Source organism: Tessaracoccus antarcticus (assembly GCF_003688855.1).
GTDB classification, from domain to species: domain Bacteria; phylum Actinomycetota; class Actinomycetes; order Propionibacteriales; family Propionibacteriaceae; genus Arachnia; species Arachnia antarctica.
In genome coordinates this window covers 500,260-518,879 of the sequence record NZ_REFW01000002.1, presented here as the reverse complement: position 1 = coordinate 518,879, position 18,620 = coordinate 500,260, and the positions used below count along the sequence as shown (strand labels likewise).

Annotated in this window: 12 protein-coding genes; 3 read left to right on the top strand and 9 right to left on the bottom strand. The window is 65.4% G+C overall.

Going from position 1 to position 18,620, the window contains the following annotated elements; translation table 11 throughout:
• Positions 1 to 88: 88 nt before the first annotated feature.
• Positions 89 to 937, bottom strand: a complete 849-nt coding sequence (gene otsB / locus EAX62_RS09720; RefSeq protein WP_121901469.1) for a trehalose-phosphatase — start codon at positions 935 to 937, stop codon at positions 89 to 91.
• Positions 938 to 1,022: 85 nt separating this feature from the next.
• Between otsB and EAX62_RS09715 the strand changes: the two genes are divergently transcribed.
• Both EAX62_RS09715 and EAX62_RS09710 read left to right on the top strand, forming a co-directional pair.
• Entirely contained in the window at positions 1,023 to 2,471 is a 1,449-nt protein-coding gene (locus EAX62_RS09715) for an alpha,alpha-trehalose-phosphate synthase (UDP-forming) (protein ID WP_121901468.1), read from the top strand.
• Positions 2,472 to 2,556: 85 nt separating this feature from the next.
• Positions 2,557 to 3,021, top strand: a complete 465-nt coding sequence (locus EAX62_RS09710; protein ID WP_121901467.1) for a hypothetical protein — start codon at positions 2,557 to 2,559, stop codon at positions 3,019 to 3,021.
• On the opposite strand, the gene EAX62_RS09705 is transcribed toward EAX62_RS09710, so the two are convergent.
• Positions 2,977 to 3,261: a hypothetical protein gene (locus EAX62_RS09705; RefSeq protein WP_121901466.1), complete on the bottom strand. Its 285-nt coding sequence runs from the start codon at positions 3,259 to 3,261 to the stop codon at positions 2,977 to 2,979. The genes EAX62_RS09710 and EAX62_RS09705 overlap by 45 nt on opposite strands.
• A 224-nt stretch (positions 3,262 to 3,485) precedes the next feature.
• On the opposite strand from EAX62_RS09705, the gene EAX62_RS09700 reads away from it, so the two are divergent.
• Positions 3,486 to 4,202, top strand: a complete 717-nt coding sequence (locus EAX62_RS09700) for a TetR/AcrR family transcriptional regulator (protein WP_121901465.1) — start codon at positions 3,486 to 3,488, stop codon at positions 4,200 to 4,202.
• Between the two features lie 4 nt (positions 4,203 to 4,206).
• On the opposite strand, the gene EAX62_RS09695 is transcribed toward EAX62_RS09700, so the two are convergent.
• From EAX62_RS09695 to EAX62_RS09665, 7 genes are all read right to left on the bottom strand, one after another.
• Complete coding sequence (locus tag EAX62_RS09695; RefSeq protein WP_121901464.1) at positions 4,207 to 5,196, bottom strand: NmrA family NAD(P)-binding protein; 990 nt, start codon at positions 5,194 to 5,196, stop codon at positions 4,207 to 4,209.
• Positions 5,197 to 5,760: 564 nt separating this feature from the next.
• Positions 5,761 to 8,958, bottom strand: a complete 3,198-nt coding sequence (locus tag EAX62_RS09690; RefSeq protein WP_158600618.1) for an aminotransferase class I/II-fold pyridoxal phosphate-dependent enzyme — start codon at positions 8,956 to 8,958, stop codon at positions 5,761 to 5,763.
• Entirely contained in the window at positions 8,951 to 10,354 is a 1,404-nt protein-coding gene (locus tag EAX62_RS09685) for a beta-ketoacyl [acyl carrier protein] synthase domain-containing protein (protein WP_158600617.1), read from the bottom strand. The genes EAX62_RS09690 and EAX62_RS09685 overlap by 8 nt, the downstream gene beginning before the upstream one ends.
• Positions 10,355 to 10,540: 186 nt before the next feature.
• Positions 10,541 to 12,910: a glycoside hydrolase family 65 protein gene (locus EAX62_RS09680; RefSeq protein ID WP_121901789.1), complete on the bottom strand. Its 2,370-nt coding sequence runs from the start codon at positions 12,908 to 12,910 to the stop codon at positions 10,541 to 10,543.
• A gap of 25 nt (positions 12,911 to 12,935) precedes the next feature.
• Positions 12,936 to 13,571: a hypothetical protein gene (locus EAX62_RS09675; protein ID WP_121901461.1), complete on the bottom strand. Its 636-nt coding sequence runs from the start codon at positions 13,569 to 13,571 to the stop codon at positions 12,936 to 12,938.
• Positions 13,568 to 16,090, bottom strand: coding sequence for a plasma-membrane proton-efflux P-type ATPase (locus EAX62_RS09670; protein WP_121901460.1), 2,523 nt, complete (start codon positions 16,088 to 16,090; stop codon positions 13,568 to 13,570). The genes EAX62_RS09675 and EAX62_RS09670 overlap by 4 nt, the downstream gene beginning before the upstream one ends.
• Positions 16,087 to 18,507, bottom strand: coding sequence for a phosphoketolase family protein (locus EAX62_RS09665; protein ID WP_121901459.1), 2,421 nt, complete (start codon positions 18,505 to 18,507; stop codon positions 16,087 to 16,089). Before EAX62_RS09665 ends, EAX62_RS09670 begins: the two co-directional genes overlap by 4 nt.
• Between the last annotated feature and the right edge of the window lie 113 nt (positions 18,508 to 18,620).

Sequence of the window (18,620 nt, the reverse complement as noted above, 5' to 3'; positions counted from 1 at the left end):
CACCCATCCGTGTCTGGTTGACGATTCTGTACTCCTTGGCAGACGAGGTGGACAACGACACCCCTGCCGTCACCACCGCGGACGCCGCTCAGGCAATGCGTCCGACGAGATGCTCCAGCCATTGCGCCACGCCGTCCGGTCCGTCGCAGCTGATGTCGGCATGCCCCTGCAACACGGACTGCTCCGTGGAGCCGCTGACCACGCGGGCACAGATGGTGCCGGCCCCCTGCAACTCCTCCAGCACTTCGAATGCCGGGATGTCGCCGAGGTCGTCGCCGACCATGGCCACAAGTGATGGGCGCGTCTCCTCCACGAGTTCACGCAGCGCATCGCCCTTGTCCCCACTGGCGGCCCGCACCTCCAGCACGAAACGGCCGGGCTCCACCTGGAGGTCGTGCCGCTCGGCAAGCCGCCGGACGGGGTCCTCCAGAAGCTCCATGAGGGCTTGCGGATTCTTCGCCCGCCGCGTGTGCACACCGAAGGCTCGCTGCTTGTCCTCCAGGTACAGGCCCTCGACGTCCACACCTGAGGACTCCAGCCCGCCCACCAGGGACTGGAGCTCATCCCACGCCTCCGCAACACCAGAAGGGACGTCCGGGTGGCGCACCTCGCCGGTGGCGGCGTCCCAGCGCTCAACGCCGTACTGCCCCAGCACCACGAGGCAATCCAGTCCCTGTCGGTCATCCAGGCCGCCCAGTCTGCGCACGGCGTCGACGCCGCGACCGGTGACGATGGCCATGCGCCCCACTTCGGGACCCAGCTGCGCCAGTGCAGCTGCGGACCCCTCGTGCAGGCGGGAATCCTCGGGGTCGTCGACGATGGGCGCCAGGGTCCCGTCGAAGTCGAAGGCCAGAAGCGCCTCGCCGTGGCGTTCGACGAAGGCCTTCATGAAACTTTCGCCGTGGGAGGTGGTGGTTCGCCAGAGAGAATCGTCCATGCCCCCACCCTGCCATGTCCCGACCGTCCCCACCCGTTGTCAAACCCGTTCGATAGGGTGAGAATTGACCCCTCAGGAGGAACCAGTGGACACCACTCGCCAATCACCGGAGAATGGCGCAACCTTCGTCGTTGTTGCCAACCGACTCCCCGTGGATCGCATCGTCGACGAGAACGGCGCGGTGGACTGGAAGACGGCTCCGGGTGGGCTTGTCACGGCACTCGAACCGGTCATGCGGCAACGCGGCGGGGCCTGGGTGGGATGGCACGGTGCCCCCGACGAGGAGGTGGAGTCGTTCGAGCATGACGGCTACACGATCGAACCCGTCCCACTGACGGCTGAGGAGGTGGAGGAGTACTACGAGGGATTCTCCAACGCCACGCTCTGGCCGCTCTACCACGACTCCGTGGCCTACCCCGAGTACCACCGTGAATGGTTCGACGCCTACAAGAGGGTCAACCGGCGCTTCGCCGAGAAGGCCGCACAGGTCGCCGGCGAGGGCGCCACCGTGTGGGTGCAGGACTACCAACTGCAGCTTGTGCCCAGCATGCTGCGGGAGCTCCGGCCCGACCTCAACATCGGCTTCTTCCTGCACATCCCCTTCCCGCCCATGGAGTTGTTCGACCAGCTGCCGTGGCGGCGCGAGATCCTCGAGGGGCTGCTCGGCGCGGACCTCGTGGGCTTCCAGGTCCCGGGCGGTGCCAGCAACTTCCTGCGGCTTGTGCGTCGACGCACCGATCACCGAGTGGACAGGGACCGGGCGAAACTGATCGGCGAGAACCAGCACACGTGCATCGCCCGCGCCTACCCCATCTCCATCGACACGCAGGGCTTCTCCGACCTGGCCAACTCACCCGAGGCGATCGCCGAGGCGGAGCAACTCCTGTCAGACCTGGGCAATCCGTCCACGGTGTTCGTTGGCATTGACCGTCTGGACTACACCAAGGGTCTGCGCCAACGCATCCGCGCCATGGGCGAGTTGTTCGCCGAGGGCACCCTGGACCCCCACGACGCAGTGTTCCTGCAGGTGGCCACGCCGTCGCGCGAGCGCGTCGAGGAGTACCGCCGACTGCGCGACGACATTGACCTGCTGGTTGGGCGCATCAACTCCGAGGTGGGTGGTGTGGGCCGGCCGGCGATCGTCTACCTCCACGCCTCGTTCCCGCGCGCGACCATGGCCGCCATGTACCGGATCGCCGACGTCATGATCGTGACCCCGCTGCGCGACGGCATGAACCTTGTCGCGAAGGAATACGTGGCCTGCCACCCGGGCCCCGACGGTGCACTGGTCCTCAGCGAGTTCGCGGGCGCCGCGCGCGAGTTGCGGCAGGCCTACATGGTCAACCCGTACGACCTCAACGGCATGAAGGAGGCCGTGATGAAGGCAGCCACCGACACCCCGCAGAACAAGCGGCGGCGCATGAGGGCACTCAAGAAGCAGGTGTCCGAGAACAACATCGACAAGTGGGCTGAACGTTTCCTCAACGATCTTGACGCCAAGGGCGAGACCGCCCCGGAGGAGGGAGAAGACTGATGCATGCGAACCCCTCCACCGGCACGTCTTCCCATCATCAGGAGAACCGACGCCGCTGACGGCGGTCGCAGGGAAGGTGTGTTCCATGGAGAAGCGCTCACGGCGGGCCACCGCCCCACTGTGGGTGGCCGCCGCGATCGCCGTGGTGGTCATCGTCTACATCCTTCTCATGAACCAGGCCAAGAACATCGACATGCCCACCGATGACGCCTCCCCTGAGCAGGTGGTGGAGGTCTACCTGCAGGCACTCGACGCCCATGACTGCGACACGGTGCAGGCATTGACGACGGCCCCCAAGGGCGAGACGTGGTGCGCATCGGTCGCCCACATCGACAACGCTCAGGTGGCGAACCACAACGTGGAGGATCCCGCCTGGTCGGGCCGCACGGCACCGGACGAGGTGGTGAACGTCCCTGTGACGTTCGACGTGGGTTGGCGCGTCTTCCACGGCGACATCTCGATGCCGCCCGGATACACCGATTGGGGCTACCTGCTGGTGCGCAGCTCACCCACGCAGCCGTGGCGCATCTTTGCCGAGGGCAACGGCTGACCGCAGAGGAAGATCCGACACCGGGCGTGGCACCAGGGGCTGTTCCCCGGCGAGCCAGGGTGCAACGCCCAGCAGCGCCGACACCAGCATGAGCTGGAGCAGTCCGGAGGCGACGTGGATGGTCTGTGCGAGCGTAAACGCATGGATGAGTGCGATCTCCGAGATGATCCAGATCAGCATCCCGAAAGCCGCCACCGCCGACCACCGCAACGCTGATTCGCGGCGTGCGAACAGCAGCACGGCGGACGTCGCCTGCGTGCCGCCGACGACGACCGAAGGTGTTGAGCTGCTTGGCCGTGAACGACATCCGGGCCTTGGCGGGGACGCTGCGGATGCGGCCGTGCATGTCGGCACTGGAGCAGGTTCTCCATGGTCCCCCGATCACACCGGATCTCGTGATGTAGCCAACGAGGGGCACCCTGACGGCTGGCGGTGGTTTCGCCTGCCGGTACCCTGCATGGGCAATGAGTGACGGATCAGACGCGGAGGAAGCTGTGAGCACCATGGATGACAAAGCGAGTGCACCGCTGGCCGCGTCGCAGGGCACCAAAGCGCTACGGCGCGACGTCACCCGCGAAAAACTCCTCACCACCGCCTACAACGAGTTCCGCGAAGCGGGGTACCTGAAGACAACCATCAAGGGGGTGTGCGAAAAAGCGGGTTTCACGCGAGGCGCCTTTTATTCAAATTTCCGCTCCAAAGAAGAACTCATTGAGGCGATCTACCTCCAGGCGAACCAGCGACAATCCCACGAAATTCGGAAGGCTGTTGTTGAGACGCTGAGCGAACTCCACGCACTCAATCCCTCTTCGCCGGTCGAGATCGCGACGGTCATTCCCGGCGCCCTGCGACGCCTCCAGTTCGGGAGCACCGAAGAAGCTCGGTGGTATGGCCTCGTCACCGAGCTGAGGGGCGCAAGCGTCAGGCATGCAGAAGCCAGGCGGGTACTGCAGGCGGCTCAGGAAGACCTCTACCGCCAGTTGGAAGTGGTCCTCGGTGAGCTCCTCGAGCGGACCAGCACCCGCCTGCTGCTCCCCCTTCGGGACGTGGTCATCCTTGCTGTGGGGCTGTACGAGCAGGAGTTGGGCGCCGTCTCGATGGGCCAGTTCTCTGAGGGCGAGAACGGGGCCGCCAAGGCCCTGGAACGGCTTCTCCAGGTCATCGCGATGCCAAAAGGCTGATCAATCAGGCCATCTGCGCCCATTGCTCGAGACAGCCCAGGATGCTCCGATGGGGAGACTGTGGAGTCAGTTCCCGGTAGCGAGCGTCGCTCACAACGTAGTCACGCTCCACCTGATACATCATTTCACTCTGCTCGCGCGCCGGTCCGCTGAAGATTCCCGCGAGGCGGACAAGGCGGGAAGGGGTGGCGTGAAGCGTGATGCCACGGCCCGCAACCCTGCTGAGGCGATCCTGGAACTCGTGGCCCGAGAACGCGTCAACGGCTGGAAGGTGGATCACATCGTGACGGCGCATTTCGCTTCGTGCGCAGACGTCGACAAGCGCCCCGGCGATGTCCACGGTGTTGGAGAAGGAGTGCATGAACCCGGGGTCGCCCAGCCACCGCAGCGCACCGTGCCCAGAGTGCAGGACCGCTGCGATGCCGCTCCAGGGGAGGATGGTGGTCTCTGCACCGGGACCGATGAAGTCTGCAGCCCGGCACACCACCACATCCATGCCGCGTTGCTGGAACGCGTGCATTCGACGCCAGCCCTCGAGTCGCGCCTCCCCCTTCCGGCTGCACGGGGCAAGGTTCGAGTCCTCGGTGATGGGGGAGGCTGCCCGTCCGTAGACATACATGTTGTCGAGGACGGTGAGCGGCAGCGAATTCATGTGGCAGGCGTTGAGAAGCTCATCCATCATGGAGGGCCATTCCCGCTGCCAGATGCGGGCGTTGTAGGGAAGGCCGAGTGTTGAAATCACGTGGGTGCACCCGGCCAGGGCCCTGCCCAACTCCTCACGTGTGTACGCGTGGATGGTCTTCTGCTCGACGCCGGCGTCGTCCCGGGTCTGTGTCGTCGATCGGGAGATGGCACGCACAGCCATGCCCTGAGCCACGAGCTGGTCGGTGACAAGGGCGCCGATCTGCCCGCTGGACCCGATCACCGCGACTCTCCCGGACATCATGCGCGTGGTCTCGTTGGCCGTGGCGGGCTGGACATTATTCCTAGACATATTCTGTTCCTCACGCTTGTTGCGGATGGAGGGTGGTTCACGTGCCAGACGTCACCGAAGTGGAGGTCGCCGGTGGACGTTGGGTGCAGTAGGGGTTCTCGTGGCGTCCTCGCCAGCAGGCTCGTCCCCTGACGTTTCGCACGACATTCCAACGCCGTCCAAGCACGGCACCAGTCCCAGGGGTGTCTGAGTACGTGCCGTTCATCCCATGTGAAGGCGACGGTCGCGGCTCCCTGGATCTCCGGCCACCGGTACACAGCACAGGCATCAATGACCACCGGGCCAGCAGAACAGGCAACGAACGTGTCCCGACCTTCATGGGAAGCCGAGACTCCCAGCGCCGTGCGTCTGCCGCCCACGTCTCCCCCGACCATGAAGCGCCCGGGCATGAGCAGCTCCGAGATGAGTCGGCCCCGCTGCTCCGCCGGGATGCGGTGTTCCGGTGTCGCTGCCGCCGCGGTGATCTGCAGGAGCAGGCGGGTGGCCGTCTCGGCCCTCCAGTCAGTCGCGTCCCGCAGAACGAGGACCCTCACCCCATCGGGGAGGGTGAGGACCTGGCCTTCACTACGCTGCACGAGCGATCCCGTGAACTGCCTCGGACGTCAGGTCGAGTGCACGGTCCAGCTGTTGGATCGTGTGCTCGGACGTGAGGAAGAAGCGCAGACGGGCAAGGTCGTTGGACACGGCCGGGTAAATGATGGGATTCACGCTGATTCTCTGGCGGTACAGCGTGTTTGCCACGCCAATCGCCGCGTCCGAGTCCCCCAGGATCACGGGCACGACGGGGACGCCGCAGGCGTTGCCGATGTTGAGGCCGCGGGCGCGGGCACCCTCCACGAAGTGGAGCGAGTTCTCCCGCAGCCGGTGCAGGCGCTCGGGTTCGCTGCGCAGCTGTTCGATGGCAGCCAGGGCCGCTGCCGTGTTGGCGGGGGTGATGGCAGCGCTGAACACGAGGCTGGAGAGGGAGTAGCGGAGGTGCTGGATGAAGGGTGCGCCACCCGCTATGTAGCCCCCGCAGCTGGCCATGCTTTTGGAGAGGGTCCCCATCAGGATGTCAATCTCGGAGGGGTCGACCCCAAGTTCTTCACAGATGCCACCGCCGGTGGCCCCCAGGACCCCGATGCTGTGCGCTTCGTCCACCATGATGTGGGCCCCGTGCTTCCGAGCGACGCGGACGATGGCGGGCAGGTCTGCGAGGTCCCCGTCCATACTGAAGATGCCTTCGGTGACGATCAGTGCGCGACGAAAGTGCTTGCGCCGGGCGGCGAGTGCCCTGTCGAGTTGATCGATGTCGTTGTGCGGGAATGAATGGCGAACCGCTCCGGATGCCTTGATCCCCTGATGGATGCTGTCATGGGACAGCGCATCATGGAAGACAACATCGGAGTTCCCGTAGAGGAGTGGGATGATGCTCGCATTGGTGCCGTGGCCGCCGACAAGGACCACGGAATCCTCGGCGCCGACAAGACTCGCTATGGAGCGCTCCAACTCGTTGTGGATGGGCCGGTTGCCGGAGAGTATCCGCGCGGCCGAGCAGGAGGTGCCGTACGTGTCGACGGCGGCATGCACCGCGGCCACGACGTGCGGATGGCCGGCAAGGCCGAGGTAGTTGTAGGAGCTGAAGCTGAGGAACTCCTCACCAGCGATGGTGGTCGTTGCCGCCGCCACGCTCTGGTGCTCCACGTAGTAGGGAAGCTGCACCCGGGATTTTTTGGCCGCACGGATCTTGTCCACCGTCTCCTGGACGTCGGGCAGGGTGGTGAGCCGCCCGGTTTCCGGTGTGGCAGCGTCACTGAACCGCTCCGCCTTCCCGACGGGGCCGCTCGACATTGCCACCGTCGAAACGGTGGTGCGGGCAGGCAGGGACGGGCGGGCCGGGTGTTCATCGTCGACGGGAGTGCCGGTGATGGTCCGTGCAAGATCGTCGATTGTCCTGATGGAGCCGAGTTGCGACTCGCTGGGTTTCCATGCAGGGAACTGACGTGTCAGCGCCGCGTGCACGTTGGTCATGGTGAGCGAATCGAAGCCGAGGTCGGTTCCCAGTCTGGCGCCCGTGTTGATGTCCGAGACGTTGTACCCGCCGATGTCGGCGATGATCCGGGTCACCTGACCGGACACCTCTGCCTGCTGTGCCGCAGGGGACGCCGTCGATTCTCGGGCGTTGGGCTCCGCTGCCGGGAGGACATCCACTGACTGCTGGTTGCGTGCGCGGGGCCATGGGTGCGCAGCGGGTGACAGCACGCAGGACAGGGTGGCGATCTGCTCCCGGAAGAGACCGAGCAGGTCCTGGGTAATCCCCTCTCCCCCGACATCCCGTGGCAGGGGTGGGGCTGCCGGCGGCATCGCTCCCGAGGGCGCGTCGTCGAGTGGAGGGTCGATGAGAGTTCGTACGACGCTGTTCTCGCTGGTCCATGCCTGTGTTGACGTCATGCTGGCAATCCCCTTGCTGTTCAGAATCTTGTGGGCCTGGAAGTTGTGGAATGACAGGAACATTTCACCGACGCACGCTGCCATTCCTGCGCGCGTGTCATGGCTGCCACCCATGCCGATCTCACGTCCGGTGAACTCGGGATTGGTCTGGCGATACATCCGCATCAACGAGACCCCGCCGCTGAGCTGGACGAGGACATCGGGGTTGTTTTCCTGGGCTTTCCGGGCGGCCTCGCGGAACCGGACGGTGCCTGAAAGCTGATGTCCGAGGCCCTGGCTCGCCTGTTCGGCCGTCACCACGTTGCGCGCGGTGACCGAGGACACGCAGGTCACGGCGCCTTCACAGGGGGTGGAACTCCACGGTCGTGCTGCGATGCGTCGCCGGAACTCTGCGTCGGCTGTCGCAAAGAGCGGGGTGTGGAAAGCAGCGGACGTGTGCAACCGCGTGAAGCGCACTCCGGCGGAGTCGAGCTGTCGCTCCAGTGTGTGCAGGGCGGTGTCCGTCCCTCCGAGAACCACTTGGTGCGGACCGTTGTCGCACGAGAGGAATACCCCGGGTGCCCCTTCGAGCACGTCGTGGAGCGCACCGGCGCTGGCGCGCACCGCGATCATCCCGGAGGCGGGGGCCGCCTTCCTCATGCAGAAGACGCGGTCCTGGATGAGACCAAGGGCTGTGTCGGAGTCGATGACTCCTGCCCCGTGGAGGGCGCCGATCTCCCCCACGCTGTGACCCAGGGTGATGCTCGGGTGGACTCCGAGATCGGCCAGCGTCTCCGTGGTGGCGATGGCCAGGACCGACAGCAGGGGCTGCGAGATCGTCGTGTCATTCACGTCTTCCTGGAGCTGGGCGTCGAGCGGGTGGCCCCACGCCCCGGAGAGGAATGGAACCAGCGACGGACTGGTGAACCGTTCCTCCAGGTCTCGGACGGCTGCCGCGAATCGCGGCACTCCAGCCGCCAGTTCTGAGCTCTCGCCGACTCGTTGACTGCCTTGGCCGGGATACAGGAACACGGCCTGTGCATCGTGGCTGACGTGGGCTGTCGACGCGCCGTCGGTGAGGAGTCTCGCGCACGACGCGATCTCGCCGCTGTGGATGGAACACAGCCGTGTGTGGAGTTGCTCGAGGCTGTCCGCGAGGACGGCGGCTCGATGTGGTTGCGTCGCCTTGAGCGACGTCCGCGCGGAGAGTCCCTGCAGCCATGCTGCGTCGGAGGCCTCCTGGTGCGGAAGGCGCGTGCGGTACCGCTCAACCTCACCGGCGAGTTCTCCCGCTGTGGTTCTCAGTTCCCTCTCTGTCGCTGCGGACAGGAGGATCAGTGCGGTGTCATGCATGCGATTCCACCTCATGTGGGGTGGCGAGGATGACGTGGCAGTTCGTGCCGCCGAACCCGAAGGAATTCACTGCCACCCTCCTCAACGGAGTCTCGGCGCACTTCTCTCCAGCGAGCCTGAACGGGGCCCCCTCCAGCAACGGGTGAGGCTCGGAGACGTCAAGGGACGGCTGGGGTGGCCAGGAGTTGTTCTCCAGTGCGAGCAGCGCCTTGACGAGCGCCAGGGCACCAGATGCGGCCATGGTGTGGCCGATGATCGCCTTGGCGGACCCAAGGAGTGTGGGACGTCCTGCATCGGGGTCACACACTTCGAGGAGGGTTTCGAGTTCCGCCTGGTCCCCGACCGTCGTGCCGGTACCGTGCCCCTCGATGGCGTCGACCCTGAGGGACTCCTGCCCCCGCACGGTCAGCGCCTCCCGGATTGCCAACACCTGGCCCTTGACAGTGGGGGTCATCACTCCGGGGGCGCGACCATCGTTGGACGAACCGATGGCCTCAATCACCCCAAGGATGTGGTCACCGGATCGGGCCGCGTCCTCGAATCGCTTCAACAGCAGGAGCGCTCCGCCCTCACCTATGACGAAACCGTCGGCGCAGGACGTGAACGGTCGGCATTTTCCGCTGGGCGAGAGCGCGCCAACGGCGGAGAACCCCACGTGTGCCTCCGACGTCAGCGTGGTGTAGACCCCACCCGTGATGCACGCATTCACTCTCCCCTGCGACAGCAGTGAACAGGCAATGTCGAGTGCCGTCAGGCTCGAGGCGCACGCCGCATCAACGGTGAAGGCCGGGCCGGTGAGGTCGAAGACCGATTGGACCGCTGCGGCGACCATGTTGGCGAGCACACCGGACATCGTGTGGCCACTCATGGGCTTCACGGCCCGTGTCGCCGCTGCCGTGACCGCGGCTCGTTCGGAGCCATTCCCGACGCCGAGGGAGCCATCAACAGTCGCCTCCGCCAGCAAAGGTGCTGCGCTGATCGACCTGTAGTCGGTGGAACTGACACCTACCACTGTGGCGACGCGCCCCCCCGATGCCTCCCGGGGGTCGCCTCGGGAGCGCTCGAACAGTTCGTCCGTGAGCGAGACTGCCAGTCGTTGTTGGGGATCCATGCGCATCGCGCGGGCACGGGGAACACGAAACCGCTGCGCATCGAAAGCAAACGGATCCTGCATCGGGGCCATGACGTGGGAGTAGCTGCGGTTGTTGCTGCCGGGCACCCTGATTGTTGGTCGCGCGGCCCACCTGTCGCTGGGGACGCTGCGGAACTGCGGACGCGCAGCCTGAAGAAGTCGCCAGTACTCGTCTGCATTCTCAGCACCGGCGCAGCGCGCCGCAACACTCGTCACCGCTATGAGGTTCGTGGCCATACGGCCCCCGATCGCTTCTGGAATCACTGGCATCCTCATCTGGATACACTGTGTATCGTACGCTTTTGAACCGGCCGCTGCGCCAGCGGGGTCGGTTAGCCCGCCGCACGAACCCAGCAGAACCAGTGGAAGTCGCAGGGTCCCTGCCCCGGCGGAACATGCGGGTTCGTGAACGATGCCAAGGAGCCGAAAGGTGCGAGAAAAGCACAGGCGCTACGGCGCGTCGCGGCCCCTCCGGGTCGGGGCGCGGCCGGCAGGCTGGTGGAGAGTCGTGATGGTGGCGGGCTGACTCGTCGGGCATCTCACGGGTTCGGCGACGTTGAGCTGAATGATGGTGCCATCGTGGCTCACTTCAAGCGGCTCACCCTTCACGAGCCGATACAGGGTCTGCTCGTGGGTAATCTCGACCCTGAGGAGTCGCCCCCGGACCGCGAGGTTGATCGCCAACCGTGTGAGGCGCTCTGGCAGCCGCGGCGAGAACGACACGGTGCCGTGCTCGCGAAGCCCCCCGAGGCCCGGCACCAGAGCGATCCAGGTGCCTGCCAGCGCTGCGAGGTGAAGGCCGCTGCGCGTGTTGTGCTCCAGATCATTCAGGTCAAGGAGGGCCGCCTCCCCGAGGTAGTCGTGCGCAAGTTCGATGTGCCCCGTCTCCGCTGCCAGAACCGATTGGACGCAGGCGGACAACGAGGAGTCGCGCACCGTGATGGCCTCGTAGTAGGCGAAGTTCCGTGCCTTCTGTTCGGCCGTGAAAGCCTCGGGGCGCAGGTACATCGCCAACACCAGATCTGCCTGTTTCACGACTTGCTTGCGGTACAGGTCGAAGTAGTGGAAGTGCAGGAGGAGCGGGTACTGCTCGGGCGCGGTGGCCGCGAAGTCCCACACCTGGTGATGGGTGAACCCGTCGGCCTGAGGGTGGACGCCAAGTGCTTCGTCCCACGGAACATACATTGCTGTTGCGGCCCCCCGCCAGGCTGCGATCTCCGGGGCCGTGACCCGCAACCGGCCAGCCTGCACGGGGTACTTCAGGGCCAGCTCCGCCGCTGCGGCAAGGTTTTGCTGCGCCATCAGATTCGTGTAGACGTTGTTGTCGGCGACCGCCGAGTACTCGTCGGGGCCGGTGACACCGTCGATTCTGAACTGCCCCTGGGTGTCGTGATGACCGAGCGAGCACCACAATCGCGCGGTCTGCACCAGCAGTTCGAGGGCAACGTCGCGCTCGAAGACGAGGTCGCCCGTGGCATCCACGTGACGGATCGCAGCGGCGGCAACGTCTGCGCCGACGTGGAACGCGGCCGTCCCCGCCGGCCAGTACCCCGAACACTCGTGGCCGGCGATGGTCCGCCAGGGGAAGGCTGCCCCGGCCAGGCCCAGTTGACTGGCCCGCTCCAGGGCCAGAGGGAGGATGGAGCGCCGCCACCGCAGTGCGTCCACAGCCGCCGCCGGACACGCGTGGCTGAGGAGGGGAAGCACGAAGATCTCTGTGTCCCAGAATGCGTGGCCGTCGTACCCCGGCCCGGTCAGCCCCTTTGCGGCGATGGCCCGGCCCTCGGCGCGGGATGCTGCTTGCAGGATGTGGAACTGACCGAAGCGGACGGCCTGCTGCACCGCCTCGTCCCCGTCCACCTCGACATCGGCTCGTGCCCAGAAGTCGTCCAGGTAGGCGCGTTGCTCCGAGACGAGGCCGTCCCACCCCGAGTGAACCGCGGCGGAGAGGGCGGCCGCCGCCTGGTCCCGGAGGGCGGGTCGGGACCGGACCCCCGACCATCCGTGGGCCACGTACTTCACCAGCCGCAGCCGCTGCCCAGGCGCAAGCGTCACCATGACGCTGACCCGAGCGAGATCTGGTGAGGTCTCGGTGATGGTGCGGACGCCATCCGGGGCATCAACCGCATGGTCCATGGCGGCGACCACGCGCAGACCACTCACGGCTGTGCTGTGCAGGAGGTAGGCGCGCAGGTCGTGGTGCTCGTGCTGCTCCCCCACCAGCACTGAGCCGATGTCGGCGGTGCTGCGGGGGTCGTCACCGGCGTCTGGAGCGAACGCGGATGAGCCAATCTCGTTGGCCACCAGCTCGGACTGCAGCACCACTGAGATGGTGGAGCCGAGCGACTCGATCTCGAAGTGGATGGCCGCCATGCTCCGCTGCACCAACGAGACCAGCCTCGTCGAACGCACAGCAATTGCCTGACCGCCGGGGCTCACCCATTCGACGGATCGGCTCAGCAACCCGGAACGGAAATCGAGTACCCGCTCATGGGAGCGGAGCTCGCCGTAGCGGACGTCAAAGGGGTGGTCGTTGACCAACAGCCGGATCGGCTTGCCGTTGGTCACGTTGACCACGGTCTGGCCAGCCTCGGGATAGCCGAAGCCAATCTCGGCGTAGGGCAACGGCCGGGACTCGTACACGCCTGCCAGGTAGCTCCCCGGCACCCCGTGCGGGTCACCCTCATCGAGATTCCCCCGCCACCCCATGTGGCCGTTGCCCAGCGCGAAGAGCGACTCGCTCTGGGCCAGCAGGTCAAGATGGAGGCCTGTCTCGCGCAGGCACCACGGCTCGACGGTGTACGCCGGGTGGGTGATCATCCCTGCGGCCATCTGACTGCGTGTCTCATGTGCCGGATCCCTCGTGCTCAACGGCGGGGAGGTCACGAATCTGATCCCTCGACATACTCAGCTCGACCCCGTTCGAGATGTTCGTGACGGCACTGATGGGAATGGAGACCTCCTTGCGTCCGAAAAAATGTCCTTCCTGGAGGAGGAGATGCGTCACGTGGCTGGCGGTATTGACCACGAGTCCCTGCACAAGACCGATCTCGCCGTCGGTGGCGTGGACGGTGTCGCCGCGTCGGATGTCCACCTCGCCCATCGGAAGGTGGTCCTCAGTGACCATCCCGGTCATGCTTGGGGGTGCCGACTTGCCCTCGAAGTAGGGCCACAGCAATGCCTGGTCGTAGTCGCTGAAACCGGGCGGGGCTGCAATGAAATGGGTCTCCTCGACGATGGCCAACCGGAAGAAGTCCCCGACCGTGCCGTGGAACCGCAAAAGGTCGGTTCCCTCGCTGAAGAGTTCCAGGAGTTCGACCGGCACCAGCCGGGGTGACCCGAGGTGATGGGGTGACCTCACCACGACGTGGGTGACGGCCTTGACGACGGGGTCGAGCACCACCCTGTCCAGGGTGCCACACGGGCCGTCGTCTCCAGTGATCGTGGCCCCGATCATGTAGGGAACCTCCTGAGTGGTCATGCGTTGTCCTTTCCTCCGGCGGCCTGTGTGCCGCTGTTCACAGGTGACGGCTTGGGGGCGGGCACCGGGTCGAGGATCCGGTACGCCAGAAGCTTGATGCGGTCGCTGAGCAGGGCCCAGACAATCGCGTAACCCCAGACCAGGGCCGCCCATCCCCACCCCAGGGGGGTCATGAACAGACCGTAGACGGCGATGAGGGTGGCGACGATCTGGGTGCCGAGCACTGCCAACACCAGGATCCGCGCAGGGCGGATGGACCAGAAGGGCCCCCGGGTGCGTGTGAGGAAGATGGTGAGGTGCCCGGCGACCGACAGCATGAGGTACATCATCGTCTGCAGTTGGGGATGCTCGAGGTGGAATACCTTCTCGCCGAGGTAGAAAAGCCCGAAGGCCGCGATCGGACCGACGACGCCCAGCACGGTGGCGATCCCCAGCACCGTCTTCATGTTCCAGGCCTCAGGTTGGCTTCGGTACACAACGTTGTCGTAGGCGATCGAGAGGATCGCGCCGTCGTTGAGCAGCGCCAGCATCACGATCATGATCGCGGTGACCGGAAAAACGTTGAACACGAGGATGGCCAGCGTCACGAACAGCAGAACCCGCAGCGTCTCGGCGATGCGATAGGTGGCGTAGCTGTTCATCCGCTGGAAGATCTTGCGGCTCTCCTTGATGGCGTCGATGATCACCGACAACCCGGGGGTGAGGAGGACGATCGAGGCGGCTGCACGAGCGGCATCCGTGGCGCCGGACACCGCGATGCCACAGTCCGCCTTCTTGAGTGCGGGGGCGTCATTGACGCCGTCGCCCGTCATCCCGACGATGTGTCCGCGCTGTTGGAGGACGTCGACGATGTGGTACTTGTGTTCGGGGAAAACCTGGGCGAAGCCGTCGGCCTTCTCGATGGCCTGTCCTGTCGCCTCGTCCTCGGTTTTTTTCGAGTCGCCGAGACCGGCGGCGTCGAGGATGCTGCTGTTCAGACCAACCTTGGTGGCCGTCTCCTTGGCGATGGCCAGGGCGTCACCTGTCACCATCTTCACCCTCACGCCCATGGCCTGGGCGGTCGCGATGGTGGAGGCTGCGTCCTCGCGCGGTGGGTCGAACAGCGGCAACACACCCAGGAAATGCCAGTTGCCACCATCCTCTGCTCGCGCCACACCGAGGGAGCGGAAACCACGTGCGGCGAAGTCGTTGACGGCCCCGTTGACGGTGGGGGCGATCGCGGCGGCGTCGGCCGCCAACGCCAGGATCACCTGGGGTGCGCCCTTGCTGACTTTGAACGAGGCCTCGTCGCCCGCGGTGACGGTGGCCTCGGTGCGCTTGTGGACCGGGTCAAAGGGCACGAAGTGCGTCACGGTGTAGCTCTGGAGATCGTCTGCGTCGCTCAGCCCACCCAGGACGGCGAGATCGATGGGGTCGTCGTCGTCGGCCCGGGAGGCCAGCGCCCCAGCGGTGGTCACCTCGGCAGCCGTGATTCCTTCGGCGCAGAACGGTTCACCCAGCGTCAGGGTGTTGCGGGTCAGGGTGCCTGTCTTGTCGGCGCAGAGGATGTCGACCCCGGCGAGCTCCTCGATGGCCACGAGCTTGGAGACGATGGCCTGTTTGGCGGCCAGCAGACGAGCGCCCACAGCCATCGTCACCGACAGCACGGTCGGCATCGCGACGGGGATTGCCGCCACTGTCAGGACGAGCGCGAACTGCAGGGTGGTCACGACGGGGTTTCCGCGGAGCAGGGACACCACGATGATCACGGCAACGAAGCCTGCCGCGAGGATGATGAGGTAGTTGCCGATCTTCAGCACGGCCTTCTGGAAATGGCTGACGGTGTGGGCATCCTGCACGAGTTCGGCTGTCTTTCCGAAGTAGGTGTGGGTGCCCGTGGCATAGACCAGAGCGCCGATCTCGCCCCTGCGGATGATGGACCCGGAGTACACGGGATTCCCGGCAGCACACGTGATGGGCAACGACTCGCCGGTGAGAGCGGACTGGTCAACCTCGATCTCGTCGCCCTCCAGGAGTCGGGCATCGGCGGGGACGATGTCGCCCAACCGGAGGCGGATGACGTCCCCCGGCACCAGGTCGCGGGCAGCGGGGGTGACCCATGCGGCGTCTCGTCTCACCCGGGCCGTGACGGCGAGCTTGCCGCGCAACGCCTCGATAGCGTTACCGGCCTGGCGTTCCTCGAGGAATCCGACCAGTGCATTGGCCAACAGCAGCACCAGAATGATGAAGAAGTCGGCCCAGTGCCCCACGACCCCCGAGAGGATGACGGCCACCTCGATCATCCACGGGATCGGGCCCCAGAAGTAGGACAAGAACGTGAGCAGTGCGTTGGTGTGGTGCTCGGCGATCTCATTGGGGCCGTACTGCTCCAGCCGCTTGGCCGCCTCCGTCGCGCTCAGGCCGTCAGCCGAGGTCTCCAGTTGCTTCTCCACCTCGGCCAGGGGCATCGTCGTCAGGCTGGCTGCCGCATCGTGCGTTGTCGCAGGGGCGGCCGGGCTGGCCGGGGCGTGAGGTGTCATTTCTGACCCCTGTCGGTCTCCCACATCCAGTCACGGATCTCAGGAAGGTCCTTGCCGTGCTTGTTGATGTAGAGGTTGTGGGTGATGAGCTTGTCTGCCATCGCTTGTTTGAGGTAGTCGCCGGTGGCGCCGAGCTGTGGAAGCCGATCGATGACGTCCTGCACCAGGTGAAAGCGGTCCAGCCGGTTCTGTACCCGCATGTCGAAGGCAGTGGTGATGGTGCCTTCCTCGTTGTAGCCGCGCACGTGCAGGTTGCGATTGGTCCGTCGGTAGGTAAGGCGGTGGATCAGGGTGGGATATCCGTGGAACGCGAACACGATGTGCTTGTCCTTGGTGAACAATGAGTCGTAGTCGCTGTCGGACAGGCCGTGCGGGTGCTCGCTCTCTGACTGCAGCTTCATGAGGTCCACGACATTGACGACCCTGACCTTCAACTCGGGCAGGTGCTCGCGCAGGATCGACACGGCGGCCAGCACTTCCAGGGTCGGGGTGTCCCCGCAGCAGGCCAGGACGATGTCGGGTTCGGACCCGTGGTCGTTGCTTGCCCACTCCCAGATCCCGATGCCCTTGGTGCAGTGCACTTCCGCCTCGTCCATGGTGAGCCACTGGGGCATGGCGTGCTTGCCGGCGACGATCACGTTGACGTAGTGACGGCTCCGGAGGCAGTGGTCCGCAACCGAGAGCAGGCAGTTGGCATCCGGCGGGAGGTAGACCCGGACGATGTCGGCCTTCTTGTTCACGACGTGGTCCAGGAAGCCCGGGTCCTGGTGGGTGAAGCCGTTGTGGTCCTGCTGCCAGACGTGGGAGGCCAACAGGTAGTTCAGCGAGGAAATGTCGCGTCGCCAGGGGAGCGCCTTGGTGATCTTGAGCCACTTGGCGTGCTGGTTGAACATGGAGTCGACGATGTGGATGAACGCTTCGTAGCAGTTGAACAGACCGTGGCGCCCGGTGAGCAGATATCCCTCCAGCCAGCCCTGCGACTGGTGCTCCGACAGCATCGAATCCAGCACCCGCCCGGAGGGGGCCAAAAATTCATCGGTGTCGACGGTACGGGCCTCCCACTGGCGGTCGGTCACCTCGAACACGGCGCCGAGTTTGTTGGACAACGTCTCGTCCGGGCCGAAGATCCGCAAGTTGTGGCGGTGCTGGTTCAGGGTGACGACGTCCCGCAGAAATTGCCCCAGCACGGAGGTGTCACTCGCCTCCACGGCACCGGGTGCGGGAATCTCCACTGCGTGTTCCCGAAAATCGGGCATCCGAAGGTCACGCAGCAACAAGCCACCGTTGGTGTGGGGGTTGGAGCCCATCCGGCGGTGGCCCGTCGGGGCGAGCGTCGACAGTTCGGGCAGCAGGTGCCCGTCGGCGTCGAACAACTCCTCCGGCTTGTAGCTCCGCATCCAGGTCTCGAGATGTTCAACGTTCCCGGGATGGGCCTCATCCACCAACAGCGGCACCTGGTGGGAGCGGAAAGTGCCCTCGTTCGGTAGACCGTCGACCACCTTCGGCCCCGTCCAGCCCTTGGGTGATCGCAGTACGATCATTGGCCATCGCGGTCGGGACGTATCGCCGCTGGTGCGCGCGTCGAGTTGGATGGCGCGCACGGCCTCGATGGTGTCGTCGACCACCGACGCCATCAGTTCGTGCATGGTTTCCGGGTCGTCCCCCTCCACATAGCGAGGGTCCCAACCGCAACCACGCAGGAACTGGTCCAGCTCTTCGTGCTCGATGCGGGACAGGATGGTGGGGTTGCTGATCTTGTACCCGTTGAGGTGGAGGATGGGAACCACCGCACCGTCGGTGACCGGGTTGAGGAACTTCGTGGACTGCCATGCCGTGGCCAGCGGTCCGGTCTCAGCCTCACCATCACCGATTACGCAGGCGACGATCAGGTCGGGATTGTCGAAGGCGGCACCGAATGCGTGGCTGAGTGAGTATCCGAGCTCGCCGCCCTCATGGATGGAGCCCGGTGTGGTGGGCGCGACGTGGCTGGAGATGCCCCCGGGGAAGGAGAACTGCGTGAACAGCTTCTTCAGACCGGCTTCGTCCTGGCTGACGTCGGGGTAGATCTCGGAGTAGCTGCCCTCCAGGTAGGTGTTGGCCACCAGCGCTGGCCCACCGTGCCCGGGTCCGGCGATGTAGAACATGTCAAGGTCATGCTTCTTGATGACCCGGTTCAGGTGGACGTAGATGAAATTCTGGCCGGGCGTCGTGCCCCAGTGGCCGACCACCAGGGGTTTGACATCCGAGAGCACCAAGGGTCGCTTCAGCAGGGGGTTGTCATACAGGTAGATCTGGCCGACCGCGAGATAGTTGGCTGCACGCCAGTAGGCATTCATTGAGTGCAACTCTTCTGGGCTCAGCGACGGTGTGTGGTGTGGAGTCGGCGGGACCGACTTCCGGGCGATGGTGGTGGTCATGGCATCAGTCCTGGGGTGGGGTGGGGAATTGCGCAGTGTGGGTGGACCAGGCACGATGCGACCGCCACACGATCAAGAGGAGAATGATGTGGCGTGAACGGGTGTGTCCAAGA